The sequence below is a fragment of the Flammeovirga pectinis genome, assembly GCF_003970675.1.
Classification (GTDB): Bacteria; Bacteroidota; Bacteroidia; order Cytophagales; family Flammeovirgaceae; genus Flammeovirga; species Flammeovirga pectinis.
Genome location: NZ_CP034562.1, coordinates 883604 through 908082 on the forward strand (window position 1 = coordinate 883604; position 24479 = coordinate 908082).

The 24479-nt window shown below is 32.3% G+C and carries 21 protein-coding genes and 1 tRNA gene; 9 read left to right on the top strand and 13 right to left on the bottom strand.

What is annotated here, in order from left to right:
- The first annotated feature begins 8 nt into the window (after positions 1-8).
- Positions 9-506: a regulatory protein RecX gene (locus EI427_RS03685; protein ID WP_126611749.1), complete on the top strand. Its 498-nt coding sequence runs from the start codon at positions 9-11 to the stop codon at positions 504-506.
- A 653-nt stretch (positions 507-1159) separates the two neighbouring features.
- Here the strand turns inward: EI427_RS03685 and EI427_RS03690 are convergent.
- On the bottom strand, positions 1160-3208 hold the full coding sequence (locus tag EI427_RS03690; RefSeq protein WP_126611751.1) for a M13 family metallopeptidase: 2049 nt from the start codon (positions 3206-3208) through the stop codon (positions 1160-1162).
- 74 nt (positions 3209-3282) lie between these two features.
- The gene (locus EI427_RS03695) at positions 3283-4587 is read right to left on the bottom strand and encodes a hypothetical protein (protein WP_126611753.1); all 1305 of its coding nucleotides are present in this window, start codon (positions 4585-4587) and stop codon (positions 3283-3285) included.
- Between the two features lie 138 nt (positions 4588-4725).
- Between EI427_RS03695 and EI427_RS03700 the strand changes: the two genes are divergently transcribed.
- From EI427_RS03700 to EI427_RS03710, 3 genes are all read left to right on the top strand, one after another.
- The gene (locus tag EI427_RS03700) at positions 4726-5601 is read left to right on the top strand and encodes a prephenate dehydrogenase/arogenate dehydrogenase family protein (RefSeq protein WP_170178386.1); all 876 of its coding nucleotides are present in this window, start codon (positions 4726-4728) and stop codon (positions 5599-5601) included.
- A gap of 83 nt (positions 5602-5684) precedes the next feature.
- Positions 5685-6443 carry a tetratricopeptide repeat protein gene (locus EI427_RS03705; RefSeq protein ID WP_126611757.1) on the top strand — a complete coding sequence of 253 codons (759 nt, stop codon included), beginning with the start codon at positions 5685-5687 and terminating at the stop codon, positions 6441-6443.
- Positions 6444-6684: 241 nt separating this feature from the next.
- The gene (locus EI427_RS03710) at positions 6685-7851 is read left to right on the top strand and encodes an RluA family pseudouridine synthase (RefSeq protein ID WP_240655352.1); all 1167 of its coding nucleotides are present in this window, start codon (positions 6685-6687) and stop codon (positions 7849-7851) included.
- A 96-nt stretch (positions 7852-7947) separates the two neighbouring features.
- Here EI427_RS03710 and EI427_RS03715 read toward each other — a convergent pair whose 3' ends face one another.
- Positions 7948-8541, bottom strand: coding sequence for a YtfJ family protein (locus tag EI427_RS03715; RefSeq protein ID WP_126611759.1), 594 nt, complete (start codon positions 8539-8541; stop codon positions 7948-7950).
- A 133-nt stretch (positions 8542-8674) separates the two neighbouring features.
- Positions 8675-8875, bottom strand: a complete 201-nt coding sequence (locus EI427_RS03720) for a hypothetical protein (protein ID WP_126611761.1) — start codon at positions 8873-8875, stop codon at positions 8675-8677.
- 205 nt (positions 8876-9080) lie between these two features.
- Between EI427_RS03720 and EI427_RS03725 the strand changes: the two genes are divergently transcribed.
- The 4 genes from EI427_RS03725 to trhA all read left to right on the top strand — a co-directional run bounded on the left by EI427_RS03725 (position 9081) and on the right by trhA (position 13674).
- Complete coding sequence (locus EI427_RS03725; RefSeq protein ID WP_126611763.1) at positions 9081-10055, top strand: ABC transporter ATP-binding protein; 975 nt, start codon at positions 9081-9083, stop codon at positions 10053-10055.
- Complete coding sequence (locus tag EI427_RS03730) at positions 10048-11361, top strand: ABC transporter permease (protein ID WP_126611765.1); 1314 nt, start codon at positions 10048-10050, stop codon at positions 11359-11361. Before EI427_RS03725 ends, EI427_RS03730 begins: the two co-directional genes overlap by 8 nt.
- Positions 11362-11587: 226 nt before the next feature.
- Positions 11588-12898: an NADH:ubiquinone reductase (Na(+)-transporting) subunit F gene (gene nqrF / locus EI427_RS03735; protein ID WP_126611767.1), complete on the top strand. Its 1311-nt coding sequence runs from the start codon at positions 11588-11590 to the stop codon at positions 12896-12898.
- Positions 12899-13053: 155 nt separating this feature from the next.
- Positions 13054-13674 (top strand): PAQR family membrane homeostasis protein TrhA, encoded by a 621-nt coding sequence (trhA, locus tag EI427_RS03740; protein ID WP_126611769.1) that lies wholly within the window; start codon positions 13054-13056, stop codon positions 13672-13674.
- Between the two features lie 98 nt (positions 13675-13772).
- On the opposite strand, the gene EI427_RS03745 is transcribed toward trhA, so the two are convergent.
- From EI427_RS03745 to EI427_RS03770, 6 genes are all read right to left on the bottom strand, one after another.
- Complete coding sequence (locus EI427_RS03745; RefSeq protein WP_126611771.1) at positions 13773-14339, bottom strand: hypothetical protein; 567 nt, start codon at positions 14337-14339, stop codon at positions 13773-13775.
- A 139-nt stretch (positions 14340-14478) separates the two neighbouring features.
- Complete coding sequence (locus tag EI427_RS03750; protein ID WP_126611773.1) at positions 14479-16707, bottom strand: SpoIIE family protein phosphatase; 2229 nt, start codon at positions 16705-16707, stop codon at positions 14479-14481.
- A 71-nt stretch (positions 16708-16778) separates the two neighbouring features.
- A complete protein-coding gene (locus EI427_RS03755) occupies positions 16779-17342 on the bottom strand; it encodes a glutamine amidotransferase-related protein (RefSeq protein WP_126611775.1) in 564 nt (187 codons plus the stop codon).
- A gap of 80 nt (positions 17343-17422) precedes the next feature.
- The gene (locus EI427_RS03760; RefSeq protein WP_205727896.1) at positions 17423-18289 is read right to left on the bottom strand and encodes a bifunctional methionine sulfoxide reductase B/A protein; all 867 of its coding nucleotides are present in this window, start codon (positions 18287-18289) and stop codon (positions 17423-17425) included.
- 271 nt (positions 18290-18560) lie between these two features.
- Positions 18561-19268, bottom strand: coding sequence for a response regulator transcription factor (locus EI427_RS03765; RefSeq protein ID WP_126611779.1), 708 nt, complete (start codon positions 19266-19268; stop codon positions 18561-18563).
- Complete coding sequence (locus tag EI427_RS03770; RefSeq protein WP_126611781.1) at positions 19255-20901, bottom strand: sensor histidine kinase; 1647 nt, start codon at positions 20899-20901, stop codon at positions 19255-19257. The genes EI427_RS03765 and EI427_RS03770 overlap by 14 nt, the downstream gene beginning before the upstream one ends.
- Before the next feature lie 580 nt (positions 20902-21481).
- Here EI427_RS03770 and EI427_RS03775 point away from each other — a divergent pair.
- Positions 21482-21554: transfer RNA gene (locus tag EI427_RS03775), tRNA-Gly, on the top strand.
- Between the two features lie 69 nt (positions 21555-21623).
- Here EI427_RS03775 and EI427_RS03780 read toward each other — a convergent pair.
- From EI427_RS03780 to EI427_RS03790, 3 genes are read right to left on the bottom strand one after another with little or no spacing between them, the layout of a single operon-like run.
- Positions 21624-22331 carry an SDR family NAD(P)-dependent oxidoreductase gene (locus EI427_RS03780; protein WP_126611783.1) on the bottom strand — a complete coding sequence of 236 codons (708 nt, stop codon included), beginning with the start codon at positions 22329-22331 and terminating at the stop codon, positions 21624-21626.
- A complete protein-coding gene (locus tag EI427_RS03785; protein WP_126611785.1) occupies positions 22332-23333 on the bottom strand; it encodes a YpdA family putative bacillithiol disulfide reductase in 1002 nt (333 codons plus the stop codon).
- Between the two features lie 4 nt (positions 23334-23337).
- On the bottom strand, positions 23338-24447 hold the full coding sequence (locus EI427_RS03790; protein WP_126611787.1) for a hypothetical protein: 1110 nt from the start codon (positions 24445-24447) through the stop codon (positions 23338-23340).
- Positions 24448-24479: the final 32 nt, after the last annotated feature.

A 24479-nucleotide genomic window follows, 5' to 3' on the forward strand; every position in this document is an offset into this window, starting at 1 on the left:
ATTTTTAAGTGGAGTATACTTTTAAACAAGTTTTACCTAAAATAGCTGCATATTGTTCGTATCAGGATAGATGTCGCCAAGAAATACAAAATAGGTTACAAAAATGGGAATACTCCTATGAAGATTGGCCTGAAGTATTTGCTTGGTTAAAAGACAATAAATTCTGGGACGAGGAGCGATATGCAGCTTCTTTTGTTAGAGGGAAATTTAGGGGGAACAAATGGGGTAAACGGAAAATAATGATGGCACTCTATCAAAAGGGTGTTCCCCAAGAAATAGGTAATAAAGCACTTTCTGAAATAAAAGAAGAAGAGTACCAAGAGGTAGCTTTAAAACTAGCAAGCAAAAAAATTGAACACCTTAGGGAAAAAGGAGAAGAAGCTCATATTGTAAAAGGAAAGACATTACAATATCTTGCCGGAAAAGGTTTTGAATCTCAAACCTGCTACAATGCCGTAGACGATGCTATTTATAGATTGGATAACGATGTTGAGGAAGAGTTTTAAACGAAATTGATTTATAAAATGAATATCCTATTTGTTTAATTCTTATTTTAGTTACCCTTTTATGGTTTACCTTAGGATTTTTTGTAATTAGAGGTATAGGCAGAATAATTAACTTCCAAAATAAATATTGGAATATCCTTTTTTTATCTTCATTGATATTTGGGATTGGCATTGCAGGAGCAAGTGATGCTGAACCGAGATTTGCTCTGCCAGCATTTATGAAAAATCATGTTACTTAAATGAACAAGATTTTTCGTTATTAAATGATGCACCTTTCAATATTTTTTTGAGTAAAAAGAAGTTGTTATCTATTTCAATTTTCTTTGTATTTATTCTATTGTCATATTATTTCATAAATAGAATTGTTTTATCTCAGTATGATTTTTCTTTATTTTTCCTTCAAAATATTTTTATCATACCATTCTTTTTACTCTTAATCTTTTTTCCTCTAGTGAAATGTTTTGATAGATCAACTAAAATTATAATTAATGATCTAGGGGTGAAATTTGAGAATGAACCATTTATTTATTGGTCTCAGATTAAATATATAAGAGCGAAACGTGCTTTTATGATTGATAAAGGATTTAGCAACAAACGAATAAAATATGATATGTTAATTATTGATTTATATACCAATCATTAATAATTAAACCTTACCAAATCACCACTCTATCATTTTCAGAACGCCACATTTTATCTCCTTTTTCTACATTAAAAGCATTGTAAAAAGGAGTGAAGTTAGAAAGCGGACCATTAACTCTAAATTCTCCTGGAGAGTGGGTTTCTGTTAACAGTTTTGTTCTCATAACTTCAGCTCTTGTTTTTGAGCGCCATAAAGTTGCCCAAGACAAAAAGAATCTTTGCTGTGCTGTAAAACCATTAATTTTATTTGATGGGGCTACCTCGTAAGAATATTGTTGCTCAAATGTATTGTATGCAAGAGATAAGCCACTTAAATCAGCAATGTTTTCATTTAAAGTAAGGTTACCGTTTACATGTACACCCGGAATCGGCTCATATTTATTAAACTGATCTATAAGCCTTTTAGTCCTGTCTTTAAAAGCATAATAATCTTTAGCACTCCACCAATTTTGGCTCTTGCCATCTGCATTATATTCTCTTCCAATATTATCAAAACCATGTGTAATCTCGTGTGCTATTACAGTACCTATAGCCCCATAATTAATGGCAATGTCAGCATCAATATAAAAAAAAGGAGGTTGTAAAATACCTGCAGTAATTACAAATTCATTGTACAAGGTATGGTAATATGCATTTACTGTTTGTGGTGTGATAATCCATTTTTTAGGACTCCTATCAGTATTCGATTGGTTAATTTTTGATTTAAAATTCCAAGCATTTCCTTTTAATACATTTTTTAAATAATTGTTAGAGAGTTCCAATGCTTTATAAGAAGGGAATTTATCAGGGTAACCCACTTTTACAGTTAAAGCTTTCACTTTCTTTTTTGCCATTTTTTTGGTTAAAGGATCCATCCATTCTACTTTATCAAAATAGTTATAAGCATACTGCTTAATATTCTGGATCATTTCGCCAATAATTACCTTAGAGTCTGGGTTAAAATGTTGTGCAATGTACATTTCACCTACAGCAAACCCAACACTTTTATTTGTAGCTGCTAAAACAGATTTCCATCTTGGAGGTTGCTTTAATAAACCATCTCTCTTCTTTCCAAAATACTTAAAATCTTCTTCTACAAAAGCGTACGGAAGGTAAGGTGCAGAAAAATGTATTAATCGCCATTTTAGATAATTCTTTATTTTTGGCAATCCATTTTTTAATATGATAGCATCAATACTAGAAAAATAAGTAGTATTTGTAACTACCACAGTATCTGTTTCGGAACCTATATCTTTAAGGTACTCTTTCCATATAATTGTTTGGCAAATATCGGTAAGTTCTTTAGTAGATTTAGGGTTGTAGTAGTTTTTATGGTTATGGTTTGTAATAGATAAGTTGTATTGCTCTGCAATGTTTTCCTCTACCATGTATGCAGTTTTAGCAGTACTTAAAGCCTTTTCACCAGTATAGCCAATTAGTTTAAACATATTACTGATGTGCTTTACATAATCTACTCTTAAGTGAATAGAATTAGAATCTTGCAAAGCATAAAAGTCTGTATTATGAATACTAATACCAGACAGTTCGAAATACAAAACAAGACGTTTATTGGAGTGTAAATCTTGAAAAACAGTAGGTTTAAAGAATGGGTTTATTTGATGTTGATGTAAAAGAGTAATTACATGCTGAAGATCAAAATAGGTATCTATGTCTTCAATTTTTTCTAGAAGGGCCAGCAAGTACTCTTTTCCTTTTTGTTCAACTTGTGCAGAATCCATTCCTATATGAAAGAAATTGATTGCTTTATCTTGGTTAGAATCTTTAGGATATTCATTAGAATTGTATCCTGTTTCTAAAAGTTCTTTCTGTAATAAGTTATTTCTAAGTCGTAAAGAGGTGTAATTTCCCCAACTACCTCGGTCTTTAGGAATATCTGCATTTTTTAGCCAACCACCATTGGCATATAAGTAAAAATTATTCTGAGGAGCTACCGTACTGTCTAAATCATAAAGTTTAATAGGATCTTCAGCAGACACTGTTTTATTGTGTTTGCTATTGCTATCACAACCAACAAATAGACTTAAAACTAGAAACAAAAAATAGAGTATGTTCTTTTTCATAGTACGGTTTTTGGAACAAAGGAATTTCCTTGTTCTTTTGATCAATACTATAAAAATACATCAATTAACCTGCCTTACAAAACTAGGCTTAGTGTTTTACGGTAGAACCACTCTCCAATAGCTCTAGCACAATCTCTTGCTGTACCAAAAGAATCAACAGTAATATCCCTTAAATCATTAGAAGCTTGCATAGTAAATACCTTCTGATTCACGTAGTAAGAAATGTACATAGTAAGGTGTTTTCCTTCTACAGCCAATTCTATAAAGCCATCTAATTTATTACCGTTAGAAAACATCTTAGTGAAATCGGTTTGTATACCTTGCTCAAATAAAAGCTCTTCTAATAAATATAAATTTTGTTGTTGGATAATTGCTGAGTTTCTAATCTTCATCATCCACTTTTGTAAGTTCTCGGTAATTATTTCGGCCTCTTCAGACTCCCCAAGTTCTTGTTGATGATGTTTTAGCAAATAATGATATTTCTCTTCCTGATGGTCGAACTCATAATTTACAGTAATCTGATGAAACCAAGGAGATTCCCACTCAAGGTAAAGAGGAGAGGGGATAACACTAGAAACATCAAAAGTATTGTGCCATATATTATAGAAGAAAGCCTCGTTTTGAATAAGTTCTAATTTGTTCTCACTCAATTTACCGCTTGCCACTACAATATCATTTAATTTTGAGCGTAAAATGATATTCTGAGATTTTTCTATATCGAACTTCTCCCATTTGTGCCATTTAAAATCATCCCAAGAAAAATAGAAAAGGCTATCTAATCTTTTTTTGTAATCAAAAACAGAGTCTTCATCAAGAACATACCCTGGGTAGTAAAACTTTTTATTAGACATTTGTGCATACTCAATTTCAAAAAGCATACTTGTAATACCTAAACTTTGCTTACTATATTCAGGGTCAAAAAGAGCAAGAATACTACAGATAGATTCTTCTCCAATATCCATAAAAGAAATTGCAGCTAAATGTTCGCCATCAAGAATTTGTAGTTCCCAAGTTTCGAACGGAGAATCTTCATTTCCTTCTTCAAGAAAATAATTTTTTAATGATGTAGGAGAATTTGGAGACTGGAATCGTCCTTTGTGCTCTGCGTACATCTTTTCTTTCTCTGGAGTAATCTCCAAAGGCTGTATCTTTACTGTAAAATCTTTATTCTTTCGAATTAATTTTCTTTGATTCTTAGAAAACTTAAAGTTTTTCAATTCGACACGAATGGGCACAATAGAATAGACATGATCTCTAAAATAAATCATCTCGTACCTAGACATCATTGGTCCATCTCTAAACCAAGCCTCAGATAAGTACTCATCTAATGTGTTTCCTGTACAGTCTACAGGCATAAAATAATCAAAAGTCATCGCCATTGTGTCACTTCACGTTACTTCTACTCCCAAATAATAAATGAAATACGTACTTTTGCACGTTGATTGCAAAAAGTAATGCGTTTGAAACTTCAAATACGGAGTAATTTAACGAATATATAAAATCTGAGTGAGATAATTGTGGAACTGATCAAGCAAAAAATAGGAGTTGTCGGAGGAAGCCAAGGTTTAGGTAGTTGGGTAGTGAATTATTTTCGCGCTCAAGGCATAGAAACACGCTTCTCTTCTACAGACGAAAAAAGTGAATTCGAATCAAATATTCAATTAGCCAATTGGGCTGATATTGTGGTACTTGCAGTGCCTATTTCAGCCATGTCTAATGTAATGGAAGAGGTCTTTCCAGCACTAGATGACAAGTACTTGGTAGAGATATGTTCAGTGAAAAAGTTTGTTGTAGAAAAATATCAATCTTTACGACAAATTTATTCTGATGTGCTACCTAGATATTGTTCTATTCACCCAATGTTTAGCCCACAGATCAAAAGCTTTGATGGAAATGTAGTTTTGTTTAATTACAACGATGGAGCCGATGATTTAGAAAAAGCATTAAAAAATCTCTTTGTTCAAGATAAAGGAGTTGTTAAAGATGTTGAATACATTAAGCACGATAAGCTGATGGGACTCGTTCAGGGGCTAAATCACTTCAATGTTTTTGTATCTGCTAAAACAATGGCACGTTATAATGAAGATTTTGAAGATATTAAGAGTGTTGCATCACCTCCATATCGTATCTTTATCGTTTTCTACACAAGATATGTAATGCAAAACCCTATGCTTTATGCAGATATTCAGATGCGAAATGAATTTGTATTTGAAGTTGTGCGTATTTTTAGGGATGAAATGAATAAGTTATTTGATATCATTCAAACTCGTGATAGAGACTTATTCATGGATTATATAACAGAAATGCAAGGGTTCTTTGATCAAAACAGACAAGATATTGAAGTTTCCTCTCATTTAATGCAAAAATTGAGTAAGAAACTTGAAGAATTGTAGAACAACTGTATTTGTCAAATAGTTAGAACAATAGATTAAGAGATTTAACTCGATGTGTGTGTTATTACACAGAAATAATTATCATGGAAGAGTACAGTCAGGGATTAGAATTAATAAAATCGGGTGAGTATACAGAAGCCGTTGCTTACTTTAATGCAGTCATTGCTGAAAATAAAAAGAATGTAGGTGCATTCTATCATAGATCAGTTGCACGATACAAAATGAAAGCTTTTGATGGAGCATTAGGGGATATCAATAAAGCGATAGACCTTAATCCGTTAAATGCAGATTTCTTCTCACACCGAGGAATAATTTTGCACATGCAAGGTAATTCTAAACGTGCCTTACTTGATTTCGATAAATCGCAGCAGTTGGAGCCAGATAATCCATTTAGATATTCTAGTAGAGCTTTTGTTAAAGCAAACATGAAGGATGTAGATGGTGCAATTGCAGATTATAGAAAAGCGATAGAATTAGACCCCGAAGATGCAATTGCGCACAATAATTTAGGTTTAATTCAGGAGCAAAGAGGTGCATGGGATAAAGCACAAGAGCATTATAAAAAATCTAATGATCTTGTAGGTTATGAAGGTATCAATACTGATAAGCAAGAAGTAACTGAGCTTTTAGACGATTGGAAAAAAGAGAAAGCTGCCCAAGAAGAAAAGCAGCGTCAAATAATACAAGAAAAAGCTGCTTTGGCTCAGGCAAAAGCAGAAAAACATAATGTAAAAGGAGGATATTGGAGTATTGTAAAAAGTGTTTTTACAGATAAGTCAATGTTTTCTGAGTTCCTAGCATTTATAAAAAATGGTTTTAAGCTTCCAAAGGAGGAAGATTAAACACATAAAATCATATTAATTTGATAATTCATTGAATTGAAATAAGAATTAATTCCACTTTTGATTAAAAGTTCATGTGTGTTTTTATTAGTTGATAGGTTTATTCTATATTAGATAGCGTTGTATGTTATGAGAATGTACTAAACGCTGATAATAAGATTGAAACTATTGTTAATAGCTAACGGTACTTTACCGGAACCCCTTTTAAACACTATTGAACCACACTTGATGATCAAAAAAGATGAGCGGAACGAGCAATTTAAACACTAAGAAAGTTAATATTCAAAATACTAATATGATGTCTGGGGAAGAATCCTTACCAAATCAACTTGATAACGAGAAAGATGATAATAGCTTTGGCTACTATAGACCAGAAGATTTTAATCTAACAGAAGAAGATCTTAGATCTGAAGCTGAATTTGATGAATTAAGAATAGAGGTTGATCCTAAACAGACAGCATTACGTATTGATAAATTTTTAGTTGATAGAATACCAAATCTATCAAGAAATAGAATTCAAGACGGTCTAAAACAAGGTCATTTTCTTGTAAACGGCTTGCCTAGTAAACCAAATTACAAAGTGGCAGCAGGAGATGTGGTGATGGTATTTATGCCAAAACCAAGGTCTACGGAGTTAGAGTCTCAAAACATTCCATTGGATATTGTTTTTGAAGATGATGACCTTATGATTATAAATAAGAAGCCGGGCATGGTTGTACATCCTGGTTACAACAATACATCAGGTACTTTAGTAAATGCGCTAGTGTATCATTTCCAAGACCTGCCTACTTCTTTTAACGGAAGTGATAAACCCGGTTTAGTCCACAGAATTGATAAAGACACTTCTGGTTTATTGGTAATTGCCAAAACAGAACATGCTTTAACTCATCTTTCAAAACAATTCTACGATCATACAATAGAAAGAACATACAATGCTATTGTATGGGGTGTTTTTGATGAAGAGGAAGAAGGTACTGTAAGTACAATGATTGGAAGGTCTGATAGTGATAGAAGAGTTTATACTGTTCTTGAAGATGGCGCCACACGTGGTAAGCATGCAATTACACATTACAAAGTGCTAAAGAATTTAAGATATGTATCTTTAGTAGAGTGTAAATTGGAAACAGGAAGAACGCACCAAATACGTGTACACATGAAACACCTTGGACACCCGTTATTCTCTGATGCTATGTACGGTGGTGATAAGATTCTAAAAGGTGTGAGTACAGGAAAGTACAAAACATTTGTAGAGAATAATTTTAAGATTTGCCATAGACAAGCACTACATGCAAGATCACTAGGTTTTGAACACCCTGTGACTAAAAAGTGGATGCAGTTTAATTCTGAAATACCACAGGATATGAAAGAACTTTTAAGACGTTGGGAAGATTTCTTGCGTTTTGGATAAAAAGTAGGAAGAATACATTTTCTACAATACAGAACAGCCACTCATTTGTAAAAATGAGTGGCTGTTCTTATATATTCATAGCATACTTTTGATTACTTATAAATCAAATGCTTGCATTTCTTGCTCAGTGTATTTGTGAGATTCTGACACATTACTTTTTATTTCATCAATTATAAAAGTAATCTCGTCAGCTTCTAATGCTCCAGCTTTCCAAAAAAGAACTTCTCCATCAGCATCAACCAAAAGTATGGCAAAACTGTTGTTACAATCTCCAGTATTCCAAGCTTCTTGTATTAAGCTTTTCGGGTCAGTTAAAATTAATGCATCTGCTTCTTGTTTAGAACGCTTACGTACCATTCTTGTCATAAAACGAATGACAGAATTAGGGTAAGGAGAATCTGCTAAATTAACGATACCATAAGCCATATATTCTTCTTCAGGAAATTTCCATCTTTTTATTTCATCTACAAAAACATCGTTCTGCGATGGGCTATCTGGATCAGGATAAAATATTAAAGTTACTTTTTCACCAATACCAGGTGTAACTGCAGGTTTATTGTGAAGGTCTCTAATATCAACTTTCTCAATTTTATCACCTCTTTGTAAAGTGTGTTTTTCTTGAGCCACAACAGCTGATGAAATAAACAATGAAAATAATATGCTTAGAGAAAATTGTATAGCGTTCTTCATAGAGTTAAATTTTAATGGTATGTTTTAAGTAACGATGATACTTATTATAGAGTTAGGTTTATTTAAATTTATTTAAATATTAAAAAAGCCTTCATGTAAAGTGAAGGCTTTTATTAAATATAGTACATAAAGATTATTCTATCTCATCTTCATTTTTTAATTTCTTATCATACACGTTTCTATTTAAAAACTCATTTAGCTGATCTACGGTGTAGGAGCTTTCAATTTCTCCGGAGCTATTGATTTTAATATCAAAGCCTTCAAGTTCACTGTTTACCTTAGGCTTTGATTCAGTGCGTTGAAAACCGTAGCGTGCTTTTAATGATCTGGTCATAATAGTAAAAATTAGGTTATTGTTATTTAAACTCTATTTACTTAGAGTTCTTAGATAGTGATTCTTGACTTAGGTAGATCAAGAACTTAAATTTATAATTGACTAATACAATTTACATAATCTATTGTAATTGAACTAATTGGTGTATGTAATTAATGTTCTTTGCATAAAAATGTGTCCATTGCCGCATAATGTTTTATATTAGATGCAATATTTTCTTTATAAAATAAAAGAAACGGAAAAATTGAATATACTCGAGGTAAAAGGAATAACTAAACGATACGCAAATCATACGGCCCTTAACAATGTATCTCTATCAGTTCCAGAACAATGCATATATGGTTTATTAGGACCTAATGGAGCAGGTAAAACATCACTTATACGTTCAATAACTCAGATTATCACTCCAGAAGAAGGAGAAATTTTCTTTAAAGGAAGACCTCTATCTCCTGAAGATGTATATGCAATGGGATATTTACCAGAGGAACGAGGGTTGTATAAGAAAATGGGTGTAGCAGAGCAAATATTATATTTAGCTCAGTTAAAAGGCTTATCTTCTAAAGAAGCAAAAGCACGTACTAAATTTTGGCTAGATAGGTTAGAACTTAAACCTTGGTACAAAAGTAATGTTGAAGACCTTTCTAAAGGGATGCAACAAAAAGTACAGTTTATTTCTACAGTAATACATGAACCCAAATTATTAATTCTTGATGAGCCTTTTTCTGGTTTTGATCCAGTAAACGCTCAATTAATTAGAGATGAAATTTTTAGGTTAAGAGATTTAGGAGCAACAATTATTCTTTCTACACATAGAATGGAATCTGTGGAGCAACTATGTGATAGAATTGCATTAATTAATCAATCTCAAAAAGTATTAGAAGGCACTCAATTCGATATTAAAAGTGCGTATAGAACAAATCAATTTGATTTAATAACTACAACACCTGTTACAATAACCCAAACACCTCACGAGCTTGTTACGGCATCAGAAAAAGTAATGTATGGTTACAAACAAACTATTCGTTTACTTTCTGCTAGTCCTAATGATTTATTAAAAGAAGCAACAGAAAAATCTACTGTAATAGGTATGCAAGAAAATATACCCAATATGCATGATATTTTTATTGAGGCAGTTCAGAATGGAAATGTGAAGACAGTAGAAGAAAAAGTAAATGAATAAAATACTACTAATTATAAAAAGAGAATACATTACTAGAGTAAGGAAAAAGTCCTTTATAGTAATGTCAATTCTAGGGCCTTTGTTAATTATCGGGTTTTACGGAATAATTATCTGGGCAAGTATTTCTGAAGGAGAACATAAAGAAATTGCTGTTTTAGACGAATCAAATTTATTTGCAGATGCATTTAAGCAAGAAAGCTCTGCGTTCTCGTTTGTGAAAATAGAAGGTGGCTTAGAAGAAGGGAAAGAGAGTTTAAACAATGGCTACATTGATGGGATATTATATATTCCTGCATCTTTCACAGAAAATAATACAGAAGGGGTACTGTTGTTTGAGTCTAAAGGACTTGGCGCAAAAGCAGTAAGCGATCTTCAAAGAAATTTGCTTGATAGAGTACGAGATTTACGCTTACCACAACTTGGCGTTACACAGGCTCAGCTTAATAAATTAGAAGAAAGAATACCTATTAGGACCATTAGCTTAACAGAAACTGGAGAAGAGTCTGATAGTAATGTGGCCATTTCAAGTGTTGTAGGTATAGTAGGAGGTTTAATCATTTACTTCTTTGTTTTTATGTATTCTACCATGGTAATGAAAGGAGTACTAGAAGAAAAGACAAGTAGAGTAGTAGAGGTGATAGTTTCTTCTGTAAAGCCATTTCAATTAATGCTTGGTAAAATAATTGGCGTTGGTGCAGTAGGTTTAACGCAGTTATTGTTATGGATTGTTCTTGGAGTAATTTCTGTAACTATTTTGGCAAACTTTGTTGAAATACCTTACGAACAAATACAAGAAGCAAAAATGGCCCAAATGCAACCTGTAGGTCAACCGCAATTAGAAGTAGATGGATTGTCAAAAGTGTATTATATGATGCATAATTTTGATTTTATCGGAACAATCCTGGCTTTTATCTACTATTTTATATTTGCCTACTTGATGTATTCATCATTATTTGCGGCAATTGGTGCAAGTGTAGATAACGAAACAGATTCACAGCAATTTATGTTGCCAGTAACAATGCCCTTAATTCTGGCAATTGCGTTATCTGGAGGGATAGTATCAGACCCACAAGGTAGTTTAGCCTTTTGGTTGTCTATAATTCCGCTCACCTCTCCTGTTGTTATGATGATTCGTTTGCCATTTATTGGTTTTGGCTACGAAGTTATTTTATCTATGGTATTGTTATTTGTAGGTTTCTTAACAGCACTTTGGGTTGCAGGAAGAATTTACAGAATTGGCTTACTTACATACGGTAAAAAACCTACTTATGCAGAAATTTTTAAATGGATGTTTAGAAAAGACTAAGTGTTGTTTATTGCTTTTATGAAACAAAAAAGCTGATTTATGTGTTTATAAACGTAAACAGACAACAGTTTTATATTTAGAAGCATTATAAAAATGATAATACTTGATTTAATACATAAATTTTAAATTATTTAAAGGCATTTTCCTTTTGAAAAGGGAAGATGCCTTTTATATTTGCAGTTGATTTTAAAGGAAAAATTTTAAACTTATCTTTCCAAATTTTATTATGGAATTATCAGTAGTAGTACCAGCAGCGATTGTGGCCTTTACGGTCTTAATGCTGTTCTTGGTTTTAGTACTCCTATTCGCACAGATGAAGTTAGTGCAAAGTGGTGACGTAAAAATCGTTTTAAACGGTGATGAGTCAAACCCAGTTGTTGTGGCAGCGGGTTCTACACTTTTAACTACACTTTCAGCGCAAAAAATATTTTTGCCGTCTGCTTGTGGTGGTGGTGGTACTTGTGCGATGTGTAAATGTCGCGTAACAGATGGTGGTGGAGATGTTCTCCCTACCGAAGTAGGTCACCTTAGCCGTGCCGAACAACACGAAAACGTCCGCCTTGCATGTCAAGTTAAAGTAAAACAAGACATGGAAGTAGAAATACCAGAAGAAATCTTCGGAATCAAAAAATGGGAATGTGAAGTTATATCTAACTATAACGTTGCAACTTTCATTAAAGAATTCGTAGTTCAACTTCCAGAAGGTGAGATACTTGATTTTGAAGCCGGTGGTTATATTCAAATTGATGTTCCTGAAATAACAGTGAACTTTAAGGATATGGATATTACTGCTCACCCTCGTATGGGTAAAAAGGCAGATGAATTCCAACCTGATTGGGATAAATTTGGTCTTTGGGATCTTAAGATGGTGAATGACGAAGAAATTTTCCGTGCTTACTCAATGGCTAACCACCCTGCAGAAGGAAATATCGTGATGTTGAACATCCGTATTGCTAGTCCACCTTGGGATAGAGCGAAAAACGGTTGGATGGATGTAAATCCAGGTATCTGTTCTTCTTACGTATTCTCTCGTAAATTAGGTGATAAAGTTACAATTTCAGGACCTTATGGTGAATTCTTCATCAAAGATACTGGTGCTGAAATGATTTATGTAGGTGGTGGTGCTGGTATGGCTCCAATGAGATCTCATTTATTCCACTTATTCCATACTTTAAAAACTGATCGTAAAGTTCAGTTCTGGTATGGTGGACGTTCTCGTCGTGAATTATTCTACGAAGAAGACTTCCAAAAAATTGAGGACGAATTCCCTAACTTCCGTTTTTATAAAGTTCTTTCTGAGCCAATGCCAGAAGATAATTGGACGAATAAAACGAGCATGGAAGACAGAGAAGGTGATGGTTTCACTGGATTTGTTCACCAAGCACTTATCGATAATTACTTAGGTAAGCACGAAGAACCAGAGGAAATCGAATTCTATTTCTGTGGACCTCCTATGATGAACGCAGCGGTAATTAAGATGACTGATGATTTCGGTGTTCCGAAAGAAAATGTATTATTTGACGACTTCGGTGGTTAATCAAATACATTAATATAGATATTAAGAGAGGTTATTCTTCGGGATAGCCTCTTTTTTTGTTTTATTGATTTTTAACGGAATTGCTGTCACCAAAACTAGCATGTAGTTGTTCTATATTTGAATGTTTATTCACTTAATTAAATTCTATCAAGAATATGTATATTATATCTACTAAAGATAGGGAAGAGGTTTGGAATACAATTACCCATGGTATTGGAGTAGTGCTAAGTACTATAGGCTTGATTTTACTTTTAATAAAAGCGAATTCAACTTTAGAATATATAGTGTATACCATCTTTGGCATAAGTATGATAAGTTTATATTTATCCTCAACGATGTATCATTTAATTGCTGATAAGCGAGTAAAGAGTATTCTTCAAAAAATAGATCATAGCGGTATTTTCTTTTTAATTGCGGGTACTTATACACCCTTTGCCTTTTTAGCTTTAGAGGATAAAGGGGGCATGTGGTTAGGTATTGTTGTTTGGACAATTGCATTCTTGGGAATAACCTACAAGTTGTTTTTTAAGATAAAGTACGAGTGGCTATCAAATGTTGCCTATTTAGCAATGGGTTGGGTAGCTGTTTTTAAAATGAGTGAATTACATACAGAATTGGCGACCGGTTTTTGGTTTTTAATTGCTGGAGGTATAGCCTATTCTTTTGGTGTGATCTTTTTTGTATGGGAGAAACTAAAATATAATCATGCTATATGGCACTTGTTTGTTCTTTTAGGTAGCGTACTCATGTTTTTAAGTATTTACTTATATACTTAAGCCGTTGATTTGTAGTAATAATAAAGTGCTATAACGCAACTAAGGCTACTCCATAAAATGAAGCAGCCTTACTGATGTGAATCGATGAAATACTTTTATTAAAGATCAGAAGAAATTAAAGATTTTTTAGTCTGTAATTCTTCATCTGTGATTTTGAAATTATCTTCTAAACGAGGTGCTACATGTAAAATAGCATGCCATCTATGTCCTATTTCGTCGTGGTAAATTCCCAATGAATAAACAGCAATCTCGTTTTTATTCTGAATTTTCTTGTCTAGGGTTTTCGCAAAAAGCCAAACATACTTATCTGTTTTAATTTCTTTCCAACCACCTATTTTAGAAAATGCCTTTTCTATGTGTTTTAAGCTTACTTTAATAGCTTCTATATCTTCATTTTTAAAGATGATCTGAACTTTTTTTAATTGATCATTTTCATATATAGGAAGTAAAAAAGCTTCTTCATTTAAGAATAGTATTTTATAATCGCCATTTACTTCACGTTTGGTTTGTAAAGTAGTTGTAAGGTAGGTGTTTACCTCAGTACCAGACATTCCAGTATATAGCTCTTTATAAAGTTTTATCTGATCTTTATTGTCATTTTGAGCCAATAAAGTAGACGAAATAAATAGGAACAGTAGAAATAGAGAAGAAAAATACTTTTTCATAGTAGTAACTTTATGGTTAACATTATTAATGTAATAAATTAACCCAAGCCCAATAACTATAAAAAGGTTTAAAGCACTTGTATAATGTGTTTAAATACTTTATTTATGAAAAACTATTATTAAAAAAGTCTAATTTCTATTAGCATTTAAAACCAATTAATAATAAATCATCAAGTTGTTTTTGTTCTCCTTTCCATTTTAAGAAAGTAGTTTGCATTACTTCTTTTTGTTCACCCATAGATAAATTAGAAGTCTGACAAAGCTTTTCAATAAGTTGCTTTCTCATAAATTTTTTATTCTCTGGGCCTCCAAATTGATCTTGATATCCATCAGAGTAAATATAAAAACGATCACTTGGTCTAATTTCAATCCTACTTTTGTCAAAGGTGATAGCCGTTTTTTTAGAAGATCTATTTCCTCCAACATGCCTATTTGTTCCCTTGTAAAAAGTGGGCTCTTGATGATTAATAATAAGTAGTGGATTCTTAGCTCCAGAAAATTCTAAATGAGTTTTACTAGGATTAATGACACAAATAGAAACATCCATACCCTCCCTAGAGTCTGTATTTTTTCCTTGATGCAAAGCTTTTGATATATAATTATCAATTTTCTGTAAGATAATACTAGGGTCTATTTCGCCTTCTACTTGCACAACCTGATGAATGAGAGCATTTCCCATCATAGACATAAAAGCACCAGGAATACCATGTCCTGTACAGTCTAATGCGGCAACAATAATGTGTCCATCTTCTTTTCTTCCTACCCAATAAAAATCTCCAGATACAATATCTCTAGGTTGATAGTAGACAAAGTAATCAGAAAAAACATCTTCAAATTCAGATGTTGTCGGGAGCATTGCATTCTGAATTTTCCAACCTGCTTGAATACTCTCCTCGGTCTTTTTATTTTGGTATTGAAGTTTTACAAGCGTTTCATGCAATTGATCTGCTGTAGTTTGGATTTCAATATTTTGATCAGAAATTTTTAAATTCTGAGCCTGTAAAGTTAAATTAGTTTTTTTCTTCTGCTTGGCAACTCTAAACTGCATAATACCCATAGAACTTATAAAAACTACTATCAGAATTAGTGCAATACCAATCCAATATTGTTTAGAAATAAGTGTTCTTTGGAGTAAATTCTTTTGTTCTAATAGCTCAATTTTTTGTTTGGCAGACTTTTCAGTTTCTTTCAATAAATGACTTAAATAAGAACGATCACTTTCTAAATTATTCAGTTTCTTTTTTTGGTTATCAAGATAATTTTTAAGTAAAAAAGCAGCTTCTTCTTCATCAAGAGTGTTTATACTATCTAAGAAAGAATAATGCATTTTAAGTTCAGAAAGTGCATTTCTTAAATGATCAAGCTCTTCTTTATCAGGATTACCAAATAATTCAAGTTCTTCTTTTACAGCAGCGTTGTACTGACTTTGTGATAATTCTCCTCTATAATATTTTAATGAGTTTTTATAAGATATTGCCTCGGCATAAAAATCTCTAAAATTTAGCACATCATCTAAACTCTTATAACTTTCTAGAATATGGTAAGAGTTTTTTAACGGAGAAAGTATAGCAACTGCTTCTACAAAATAATTATAAGCTCTACTTAAGTTGTTAGAACGTAGATATGTTCTACCTAAATAGATTTTAGCCACTCCTTCGTAAAACGTTCTTTTTTTCTTTTTAGAAGAAGTAATGGTAGAAATAAAATATTTTTTTGATGCTTTAAAATTAGGTTTCTCTATCGTATAAGAAATTCCTTTGCCAAGCGTACTTAAAATATAAGAATCCGTAATTTTTTTGTCTTCCGAAAGTTTAATGGCTTCATTGAAATAAGTTAATGCCTCTTTTTGTTCGTTAATTGAAATATATAAATAGGCATTGTTAAGTATACAGATACTTTCTCTTTCATAAAGCTGTAAATCGTGAGCTAGTGTTTTTGCTTTATTAAAACAATCTTTTGCTTTTTGATAATTTAAACTTACTCTATATGTACAGCCTAAATCCATTAAAAGATCTACTTTTTCCGTTTCGTCTAACGATTTTTCTGCAATTTTAATTGCTTGTAAATGGTAATCAATAGCTTGATCGAAAGTAGAGAATTTTCTAAAAATGATTGCTTTTGTATTTAAAGCATTAGTAAGTGCTGTTTTGTTATTTATCCTTTTTGCTACCTTAATAGCATCATTTATTAATTTAAATGGAGGAGTATGCTTAGAAGGGTTTCTTTCTGTCTCAATAATAGCCATTGAGGCTAGTATGTTTACTTTATCCTCGTTATCGGGCATATTGTATACTTGCTCAACTCTAGAGTTTTCTACCTGATCTGCATGTACGAATGTAGATATGCTCAATATGTTTATAAAGAGCATAATTTTGATTAAGAAGGACAAATATGTTTGCAATATGTAATTGTGTTAGTATAAATAATTTACTAGCACAGTTAATAGCAAAGATTTAACCAATTTTCAATTAAAAGTTTTCCAACTACATCGGTAACTTCAGGGTGGAATTGAACCCCATACCATAAACGGGTTTTATGTTTCATTACTTCATTGTTGCAAGAACGAGAATTTGCCAGTAGCTCAAACGTATTGGGTAACGAAACACTTTCGCAATGATCTTCCTCGAACTCACTGTTCTGTGGGATATTAGTAAATATCTTGTCGTTTGGTTTAAGCTGATGTATCACCTCTTTTTCACGAGCTTCTGTTGTTAAGGTTACTTTTCCACCTTCTAAAATCCCCAGCATTTGATGTCCAAAACAAATGCCCAATACAGGGATATTTAAATCAAGTAAAAATGCAAGTTTTTTGATATAGCTAGCATTGTCTACTTTTGAAAGTAAGATTGGGGCACCGCTAATAATAATCTTATCAATATTCTGATAATCCTTTGCGGTTAGGTTTTTAAGTTCAATAGTTTTATTTGCCAATTGTAAGCTTGTTAATAACTCACTAATATGAACTGTTTTACTACTGCCACAATTAATAATTAAGTGCATCATATCTTTTTTTTAGTGAATATAAAAAAGGTTGCAATAAAATTATTTATTACAACCTTTGTTTTTGCAAATAGGATTCTAATTTATTCGAATCGCTTTGTTTTGATATGACAATATGGGGTTTTGTCTTTTTTGAAGTAATACATTTGGTGATACTCTTCTGCATCCCAAAAAGTAGAAGCTTCTGTAACTTTAGTAGCTACTTTATATCCATTATCTTCTAATTCAGCAATTAATTTCTCCGCAATTTCCTTTTGATTATTGTTGGTATAAAATACTTCAGATCTGTATTGTGTACCAACATCAGGACCTTGTCTATCTACTTGAGTAGGATCGTGAATTTCGAAGAATAATTTTGCTAATTCTTCGTAAGTTACTTTAGATGGGTCATATGTAACTTGTAATGCTTCTGCATGTCCTGTATCTGTATAACACACTTCTCTGTAAGAAGGGTTGTTCTTTTTACCACCAGTATATCCAACTTCTGTTTTTGTTACACCCGGTAATTCTGCAAAGTAATATTCTACTCCCCAAAAACAGCCTCCTGCAAAAATGGCAACATTTTCTTCTGCAACAATTACAGGTTCAAAGTTTAATGATACAGAGTTTACACAATGTCTTACATTCTTATCCGTAAGATGTTCTCCTTCAAAAACATGACCTAAGTGAGCGTCACAGTTGGCACAAAGAATTTCTGTTCTTCTACCATCTTTATCTGTTTTTCTTTTAACTGCACCTTCTATTTCATCGTCAAAGCTAGGCCACCCACAATGTCCATCAAACTTATCGCCAGAGGTATATAATGGGCTATCGCAACGTTTACATGTATATGTTCCTTCTTCAAAATGTGCATTATATATTCCGGTACCAGGTCTTTCTGTTCCTTTATCTACAATTACATGTTTTTCAAAGTCTGTAAGTTTATTCCAAGAGGGAAGTTGATTTTCCATATTTTGAGCGTATATAAATTGACAACTAATTGTGACTAATAGTAATGTGAGTAACTTTTTCATAATGTATTATTCTTTCTAGGTTTATGTAGTGTTTCTTTTAATCTACTGCAATTTTAAGAAAGTATCTATTCACCAAATGTGAAACGGGTCACATTTGTTTGAATAAACGCTGTATTTAACACTATTTTATATAAAAAAGTACGAAACAAAAAAAAGCCATTTCAGTTAAGAAATGGCTTTTTGATAGCTGTTTTACTAAGGATAGAACTTATTCTGTTCCTAGTTCCACTAACTTAAATCCTTGACCGTGAACATTTACAATACGTAAATTATCATCAGGTTTTAAGAACTTTCTAAGTTTTGTGATATAAACGTCCATACTTCTTGAGTTGAAGTAGTTATCGTCTAACCATATTTTCTTTAAGGCTAAAGATCTATCCATAATTTCGTTCTTATGAATAGCTAATAAACGTAATAATGCAGATTCTTTAGACGTTAAACGTTGTTCCGAACCATCATCATTATAACGTAGCATTTGAGCATTGAAATCAAAAGTAAATTTACCGACTTCGAAAATCGTTTGTTTTTCTTTTGAATCTGTTTTACTCTTAGTTCTTCTTAAAATAGATGTAATACGTGCTAAAAGCTCCTCCATAGAGAAAGGCTTAGTAATGTAATCATCTGCTCCAACTTCAAAACCTCTTAAAGTATCTTCTTTCATAGACTTTGCAGTCAAGAAGAAAATTGGAATATCCACATCAGATTTACGAATTCTTTCAGCTAATGTATACCCATCCATTTTAGGCATCATTACATCAAAAATACATAAGTCATGATCTCCATCTTGATATGCTCTTAATGCTTCCTCTCCGTCTTGTGCGCGAGTAACATCAAAGTTTTTAACTTCTAAATACTCTGTAAGTAACATTCCTAAATTAGGATCGTCTTCCGCAAGTAAAATTCTAGTTTTGTCCATCTTGAGATATTGGTAGTTGTATAATAAATTCACTTCCTTTTTCGAGTTCACTCTTACACTTAATAGTGCCGTCGTGAGCCTCTACAATATTTTTAACATAGCTAAGGCCTAAACCAAAACCTTTTACATTGTGTACATTTCCTGTAGGCACTCTGTAAAATTTATCAAAAATCTTACTAATATGTTCTTTAGGTATTCCTTGACCTTCATCCTTGATCCTAATTTCTAGCATATCTTTTTTACAGACTGCTGAAAGATCAATTTTTGGTGTATCTGGAGAATACTTATTTGCATTATCTAACAAGTTAAAAATAATATTAGACAAATGTAACTCATCTCCTTTAACAATTGTATCACCTGCTGCCCAATTGAAAGAAAGTTTACCTCCACGGTCTTCGATCTTAATCAATGTGTTGTCAAAAGCGTTTTGCATAATCTTATGCATATTAACTTCAGACTTACGAAGCTTTAGATCACCTCTTTCAATTCTAGCAATTTGTAATACTCTTTCTACCTGACGACTAAGGCGTTGATTTTCATCTTTTATAATACCTAAATAACGACCCGTTATACTTGGCATTTTCTGAATATCTGGATCCAGTAGTGCCTCCGTAGCTAATGCCACAGTAGATATAGGGGTTTTTAACTCATGCGTCATATTACTTATGAAGTCATTCGTTATCTCTGAAATACGTTTCTGTTCAATAATTGTTCGGGCAGCAAAGATGAAAGTAAGAAGTGTTAACAAAATAAATCCTAAAGACGAAAATAAGACAAACCTCATTTTACTGATTAAGAACTTATTTTCTTGTGGAATTTGGAGGTATAATGTGTTAGAATTATCAAAAAGATCTTTTGGAAATAGTGTAATATGGTAATTACTCTTAATTATTTCCGCATTTTTTTCGACATTACTACTCATAATAACTGTCTCTCTATCACCTTCTTTCTGGACAACAGCAAATTCATAATTTGTTTTGATGCCCTTACTTTCCATTTCTTGTATCAATAAGGAATCTAGCATTTCAAAGTTAACACGATCCTGTAGCATTGTGTTTTCTGCCATAATCATTTCAGAAACCACTTGATTAACAAGGTCGGTTTTTTTCATGATAAGGTCCATAGCAATGTCCAAACGCTTTCTAGCAGTAGAGTCGTTCGTAATGTTACTAACTAAAGTTGAACCCGAATTTGTAGAATCATTAATACCATATTTTGATCCTTCTATATCTGATAAAACTGTTTTTGTTGCTGTTCCAGACTTTTTGATTTCAGCCTTCTCTTGCACTTTATAGGCAATACCTTGCTTTGCCAATTTATCAGAACTTATGGTCTGACTAATATTAATGTTTTGTTTACTAGTCCAATACGCCTGTTGTTTGGCAGAATCGTAGTGAACAGCCACATTACTATTGGTGACAGAAATATCATCAAGAAATCTTTTTGTTACTTGGAGTACCTCTTGTTGTTCTAATCGTTTTACAACATTAGTAAGTGTTTCTCCAATTTCTTGCTCAAAATGTCCCTTCCGTTCTGTTATAGCTTCTTTAATCCAATAGTATTGGAGTGATGCTAAACCAAACATTGCAATACACATAAGTGTAATGATGGTAATGAGTCGTCTTCTTGTCATATTATATTTTTTATATCTATAGATATAGTTGATTTCTTTTCTCGGCTTCTAAATTACAACTAATTCCTCTTGATACAAGATCCTTTATTTTATAAAAAGGTTGATTTTAAATAAAAATATTTATCTAGATTTTCATAGCAAGAGATAGCCTTTTTTAAGTAAATGATTAACAAATCAACTTGTTGCAAATAAAACGAATGTTTTACAGTTTATTTAGCTTTTAACATATCTTATTTTAAAAGTAATTATTTTACTCTTACAACATTGATTACTTAAAAAAATATGAAAATTTTTGTGGAATTTTTTGATAAATTTTCATTCATTCTAAAAAATGACTTAACGCTTTTTATGGTAAATGTTATGAGTTGCGTCTATTTACTATTTATTACAAATATTAAACATTTTTCACATTCCTTAAAAAAGGTTGTAATACATTGTTTTTTAGGGTTTTGAGTTGTTTTTTTACTCGAATTTAAATTTGTTAGCAATTCATCAATTGAAAATACTAGAATTACGAATATGTAGTTTGTATTATTGTAATGACATCAAGGTTATGTAATGATTTAGATGTGTTTTATAAGCGAAAATAGCTCAGCTGGTAGAGCGCAACCTTGCCAAGGTTGAGGTCGCGGGTTCGAACCCCGTTTTTCGCTCTCATAGTAGAAAGTAGCAATGAGAAATAGCGAAAAAGAAGGCATGTTTTACGTGCCTTTTTTTTATGTCTATAGTTTTCTTACGTCTTGGTAACTTCCAGAAGGCATTAATAGTAATGCAGGGAACAGATCTGCAATATGTTGAGCCGCTTCTAAAGGCTTAGGCATAGCTGTTGTGTCCCTTGCATCTTTCAACCTACTTATACTCGGAAACTCTGTACTGCTAACATTACAAAGGTAATCTTGCATGGTAGTATCTATTAAGCCAGGTGCCAATGCAGTAAAGTGCGTTTTAGTTTGTTCTACAGCATACAACTTTACCATCATGTTTAATGCAGCTTTAGAAATAGAATACCCAGACCAACCTTTGTTGCCATTTATTGATGCTCCAGAAGAGATTGCAATAACTTGGTTTACTTTAATTCCTAACTTGAAAATTGCATCAAGTATTAATTTATTAGCCCAAAGGTTTACGTTTAAGACCTTATTCATTTCTGTAATAGAAGCATCTTCCATGCTTTTGATAGTACCAAGTATACCGGCATTAAGTACTACTAATTGTATTTCTGTTACTCCCTCAAGAGCAGCAGTTACCTTATTTTCAATTTCTGAAATCTGAGTAAGGTCAACTTCGTTAAAATGAAATTTATCGAAAGCAGTTAAAACGTCATTAGACGAACGACTAATTCCATAAACATTGTCATTTTTATTTAAAAAGTATTCTGCAAACCCATAGCCAAGCCCTCTACTTGTACCAGAAATAAATATATTACTCATCTAAACTTTCGTTTTATTATTTAATTTTTCTTCGATATTTTGATAAATCATTTCAGCATGAACACGTGAGTTTTCTATAAACCAAGAGTTTGTTTTCATTCCTCCACATACCACACCAGCCAAGTAAAGGTTTTCTACATTACTCTCGTGTGTATCTTCATTATAAAATGGCTTTTTAAGCGTATCATCTGATAATTGAATACCAATTTTAGATAAGAAACCAAAGTTGGGTTGATAGCCCGTCATCGCTAAAACAAAATCGTTCGGTATAACCACCTTATCATCATTTTCAATAGATTTGATAGTGACAGTTTTTGGTGTAATATCCGTAACACAACTTTGGAAATAGCATTTTATACTTCCTTCTTTAATTCTATTTTCGATATCAGGTTTTACCCAATATTTTACTCTATCATTTATTTCAGCATCTTTGATAACAAGCGTTACGTTTGCGCCTTTTCTGTAGGTTTCTAATGCAGCATCAATAGCAGAGTTTGCTCCACCAATAACGGTAACATCTGTAAAAGCATAAAGGTGAGGATCGTCGTAATAATGTTTTACTTTTTGTAGCTCTTCACCAGGAATATCCATTAAGTTAGGAATGTCATAAAAGCCAGTGGCCACTACAATAGTTTTTGCTTGGTAACTTTCTTTAGACGATGTAACTGTAAACAGCTCTTGGTTTTTGATGTTTTTTTGAACATTAATAACTTCTTCAAAAAGATGAACATTAAGATTCCAAGTTGTTTGTACTCGTCTATAATATTCTAATGCTTCTCTTCTGATAGGTCTATGGTTGTTAGAAACAAAAGGAGCACCCCCAATTTCTAATTTCTCTGACGTGGAGAAAAAAGTCATGTTTACAGGGTAGTTAAATAGAGAATTTACAAGGCATCCTTTTTCAAGAATAATATGTGATAACCCTTTTTTCTTGGCTTCTATACCACAGGCTAAACCAATAGGTCCACCTCCAATAATTAGTGTATCGTAGATTATTGACATTTTACTATTGTTTTTTTCCTTTCATACCAATTAAATCGATTTTACGTTTAACCTGTTCCATGTACTCTTTGTTTTCGAGCATAGAAAACCCAAAATCATTAATTGACAATGCAAGGTCAATATGTTCTGTCTCAGTAAGGTTCTCGAAAGTTGCAGACATCTGTACTCTTCTGCCGTCTTTAAATGTTCCATAGAGGGTAATTGAGACCGAGTTTACAGTAGAATACACTAACCGACCGCAATGTTTATAATGCTCCTGAATTATTTTGGAAGTCATTAATGGAGCTTCTACAGTTTTTTCCCATTCAGTAGCCATATCACCTTCAAAAATTGTCCTTTCGTTAATTTTCTGAAGTAATAAATTATAATCAGATACTATCCCCATTGGTAGTCTATCTGTTAATAAAGTGGCATATTTCTTATGTTTATCAGAACGAAATTTAAAACTTTCCTTTACCAACCCTGAGTGATCATTAATTAAAGTATCGTACATAGAAAATGTATGTGCTCTAAATTCATTAAGATTCTCATTATTCACTCTATTTATAAAAGTATTTTCATTTTCTTGAAAAGGATTATGAGCGTAAATAATAGCAGAAGAAATAGGAAAAAGTGCCGTTGTATTATACATTTTAAATGTTTGAACAGCAGATGTTAAAGAGTCTACCCCTAAACGAGACATTAAATAATCTCCGTTAGCATCGTTTGTAAATGTGAGTAAACCACTTACAATTTCCCTCATTCTTACCTTATTATTTAATAATCTTTTAGTCTGATGTAAATAGTCGGACCAAATTGACATTTTATTACTACTAGCGTCAAACTTTGAAATGTCTTTTAGAGGGACTCTTTCTGTAGGCGAGAAATTTCCATTCTCAATTTGTCTCACATACTCTAAAGCGTAAAGCCAATAAACCATTCCACCAATCGAGGAAAGCTCATTATCTTGCCATTTGATTAATCTTCCAAGATTATCATAATAAGTTAAGTGAAATTTCTTTGGGTTCTTCTCCATAAATTCTAAAAAATAAGGAGGGGCGGTAATGTCTTCTTGTGCAAAACAAGCAGAACCGAGTAATAGGTATGTTATAATACTTAGTAAATATGTTTTCATATTACAATTGTATGTTATGTCTCTTTTTTAGT

Excerpts from the sequence above, each read along its gene's own strand:
- EI427_RS03720 (WP_126611761.1), bottom strand. The coding sequence starts at position 8,875 with ATGACCAGATCATTAAAAGCACGCTACGGTTTTCAACGCACTGAATCA.
- EI427_RS03690 (WP_126611751.1), bottom strand. The coding sequence starts at position 3,208 with ATGAAAAAGAACATACTCTATTTTTTGTTTCTAGTTTTAAGTCTATTT.
- EI427_RS03715 (WP_126611759.1), bottom strand. The coding sequence starts at position 8,541 with ATGAAGAACGCTATACAATTTTCTCTAAGCATATTATTTTCATTGTTT.
- EI427_RS03755 (WP_126611775.1), bottom strand. The coding sequence starts at position 17,342 with ATGATGCACTTAATTATTAATTGTGGCAGTAGTAAAACAGTTCATATT.
- EI427_RS03770 (WP_126611781.1), bottom strand. The coding sequence starts at position 20,901 with ATGACAAGAAGACGACTCATTACCATCATTACACTTATGTGTATTGCA.
- EI427_RS03760 (WP_205727896.1), bottom strand. The coding sequence starts at position 18,289 with ATGGAAAATCAACTTCCCTCTTGGAATAAACTTACAGACTTTGAAAAA.
- EI427_RS03745 (WP_126611771.1), bottom strand. The coding sequence starts at position 14,339 with ATGAAAAAGTATTTTTCTTCTCTATTTCTACTGTTCCTATTTATTTCG.
- EI427_RS03695 (WP_126611753.1), bottom strand. The coding sequence starts at position 4,587 with ATGGCGATGACTTTTGATTATTTTATGCCTGTAGACTGTACAGGAAAC.
- EI427_RS03725 (WP_126611763.1), top strand. The coding sequence starts at position 9,081 with ATGCAATATTTTCTTTATAAAATAAAAGAAACGGAAAAATTGAATATA.
- nqrF (WP_126611767.1), top strand. The coding sequence starts at position 11,588 with ATGGAATTATCAGTAGTAGTACCAGCAGCGATTGTGGCCTTTACGGTC.
- EI427_RS03790 (WP_126611787.1), bottom strand. The coding sequence starts at position 24,447 with ATGAAAACATATTTACTAAGTATTATAACATACCTATTACTCGGTTCT.
- EI427_RS03705 (WP_126611757.1), top strand. The coding sequence starts at position 5,685 with ATGGAAGAGTACAGTCAGGGATTAGAATTAATAAAATCGGGTGAGTAT.
- EI427_RS03765 (WP_126611779.1), bottom strand. The coding sequence starts at position 19,268 with ATGGACAAAACTAGAATTTTACTTGCGGAAGACGATCCTAATTTAGGA.
- EI427_RS03785 (WP_126611785.1), bottom strand. The coding sequence starts at position 23,333 with ATGTCAATAATCTACGATACACTAATTATTGGAGGTGGACCTATTGGT.
- EI427_RS03730 (WP_126611765.1), top strand. The coding sequence starts at position 10,048 with ATGAATAAAATACTACTAATTATAAAAAGAGAATACATTACTAGAGTA.
- trhA (WP_126611769.1), top strand. The coding sequence starts at position 13,054 with ATGTATATTATATCTACTAAAGATAGGGAAGAGGTTTGGAATACAATT.
- EI427_RS03750 (WP_126611773.1), bottom strand. The coding sequence starts at position 16,707 with ATGCTCTTTATAAACATATTGAGCATATCTACATTCGTACATGCAGAT.
- EI427_RS03710 (WP_240655352.1), top strand. The coding sequence starts at position 6,685 with ATGAGCGGAACGAGCAATTTAAACACTAAGAAAGTTAATATTCAAAAT.
- EI427_RS03780 (WP_126611783.1), bottom strand. The coding sequence starts at position 22,331 with ATGAGTAATATATTTATTTCTGGTACAAGTAGAGGGCTTGGCTATGGG.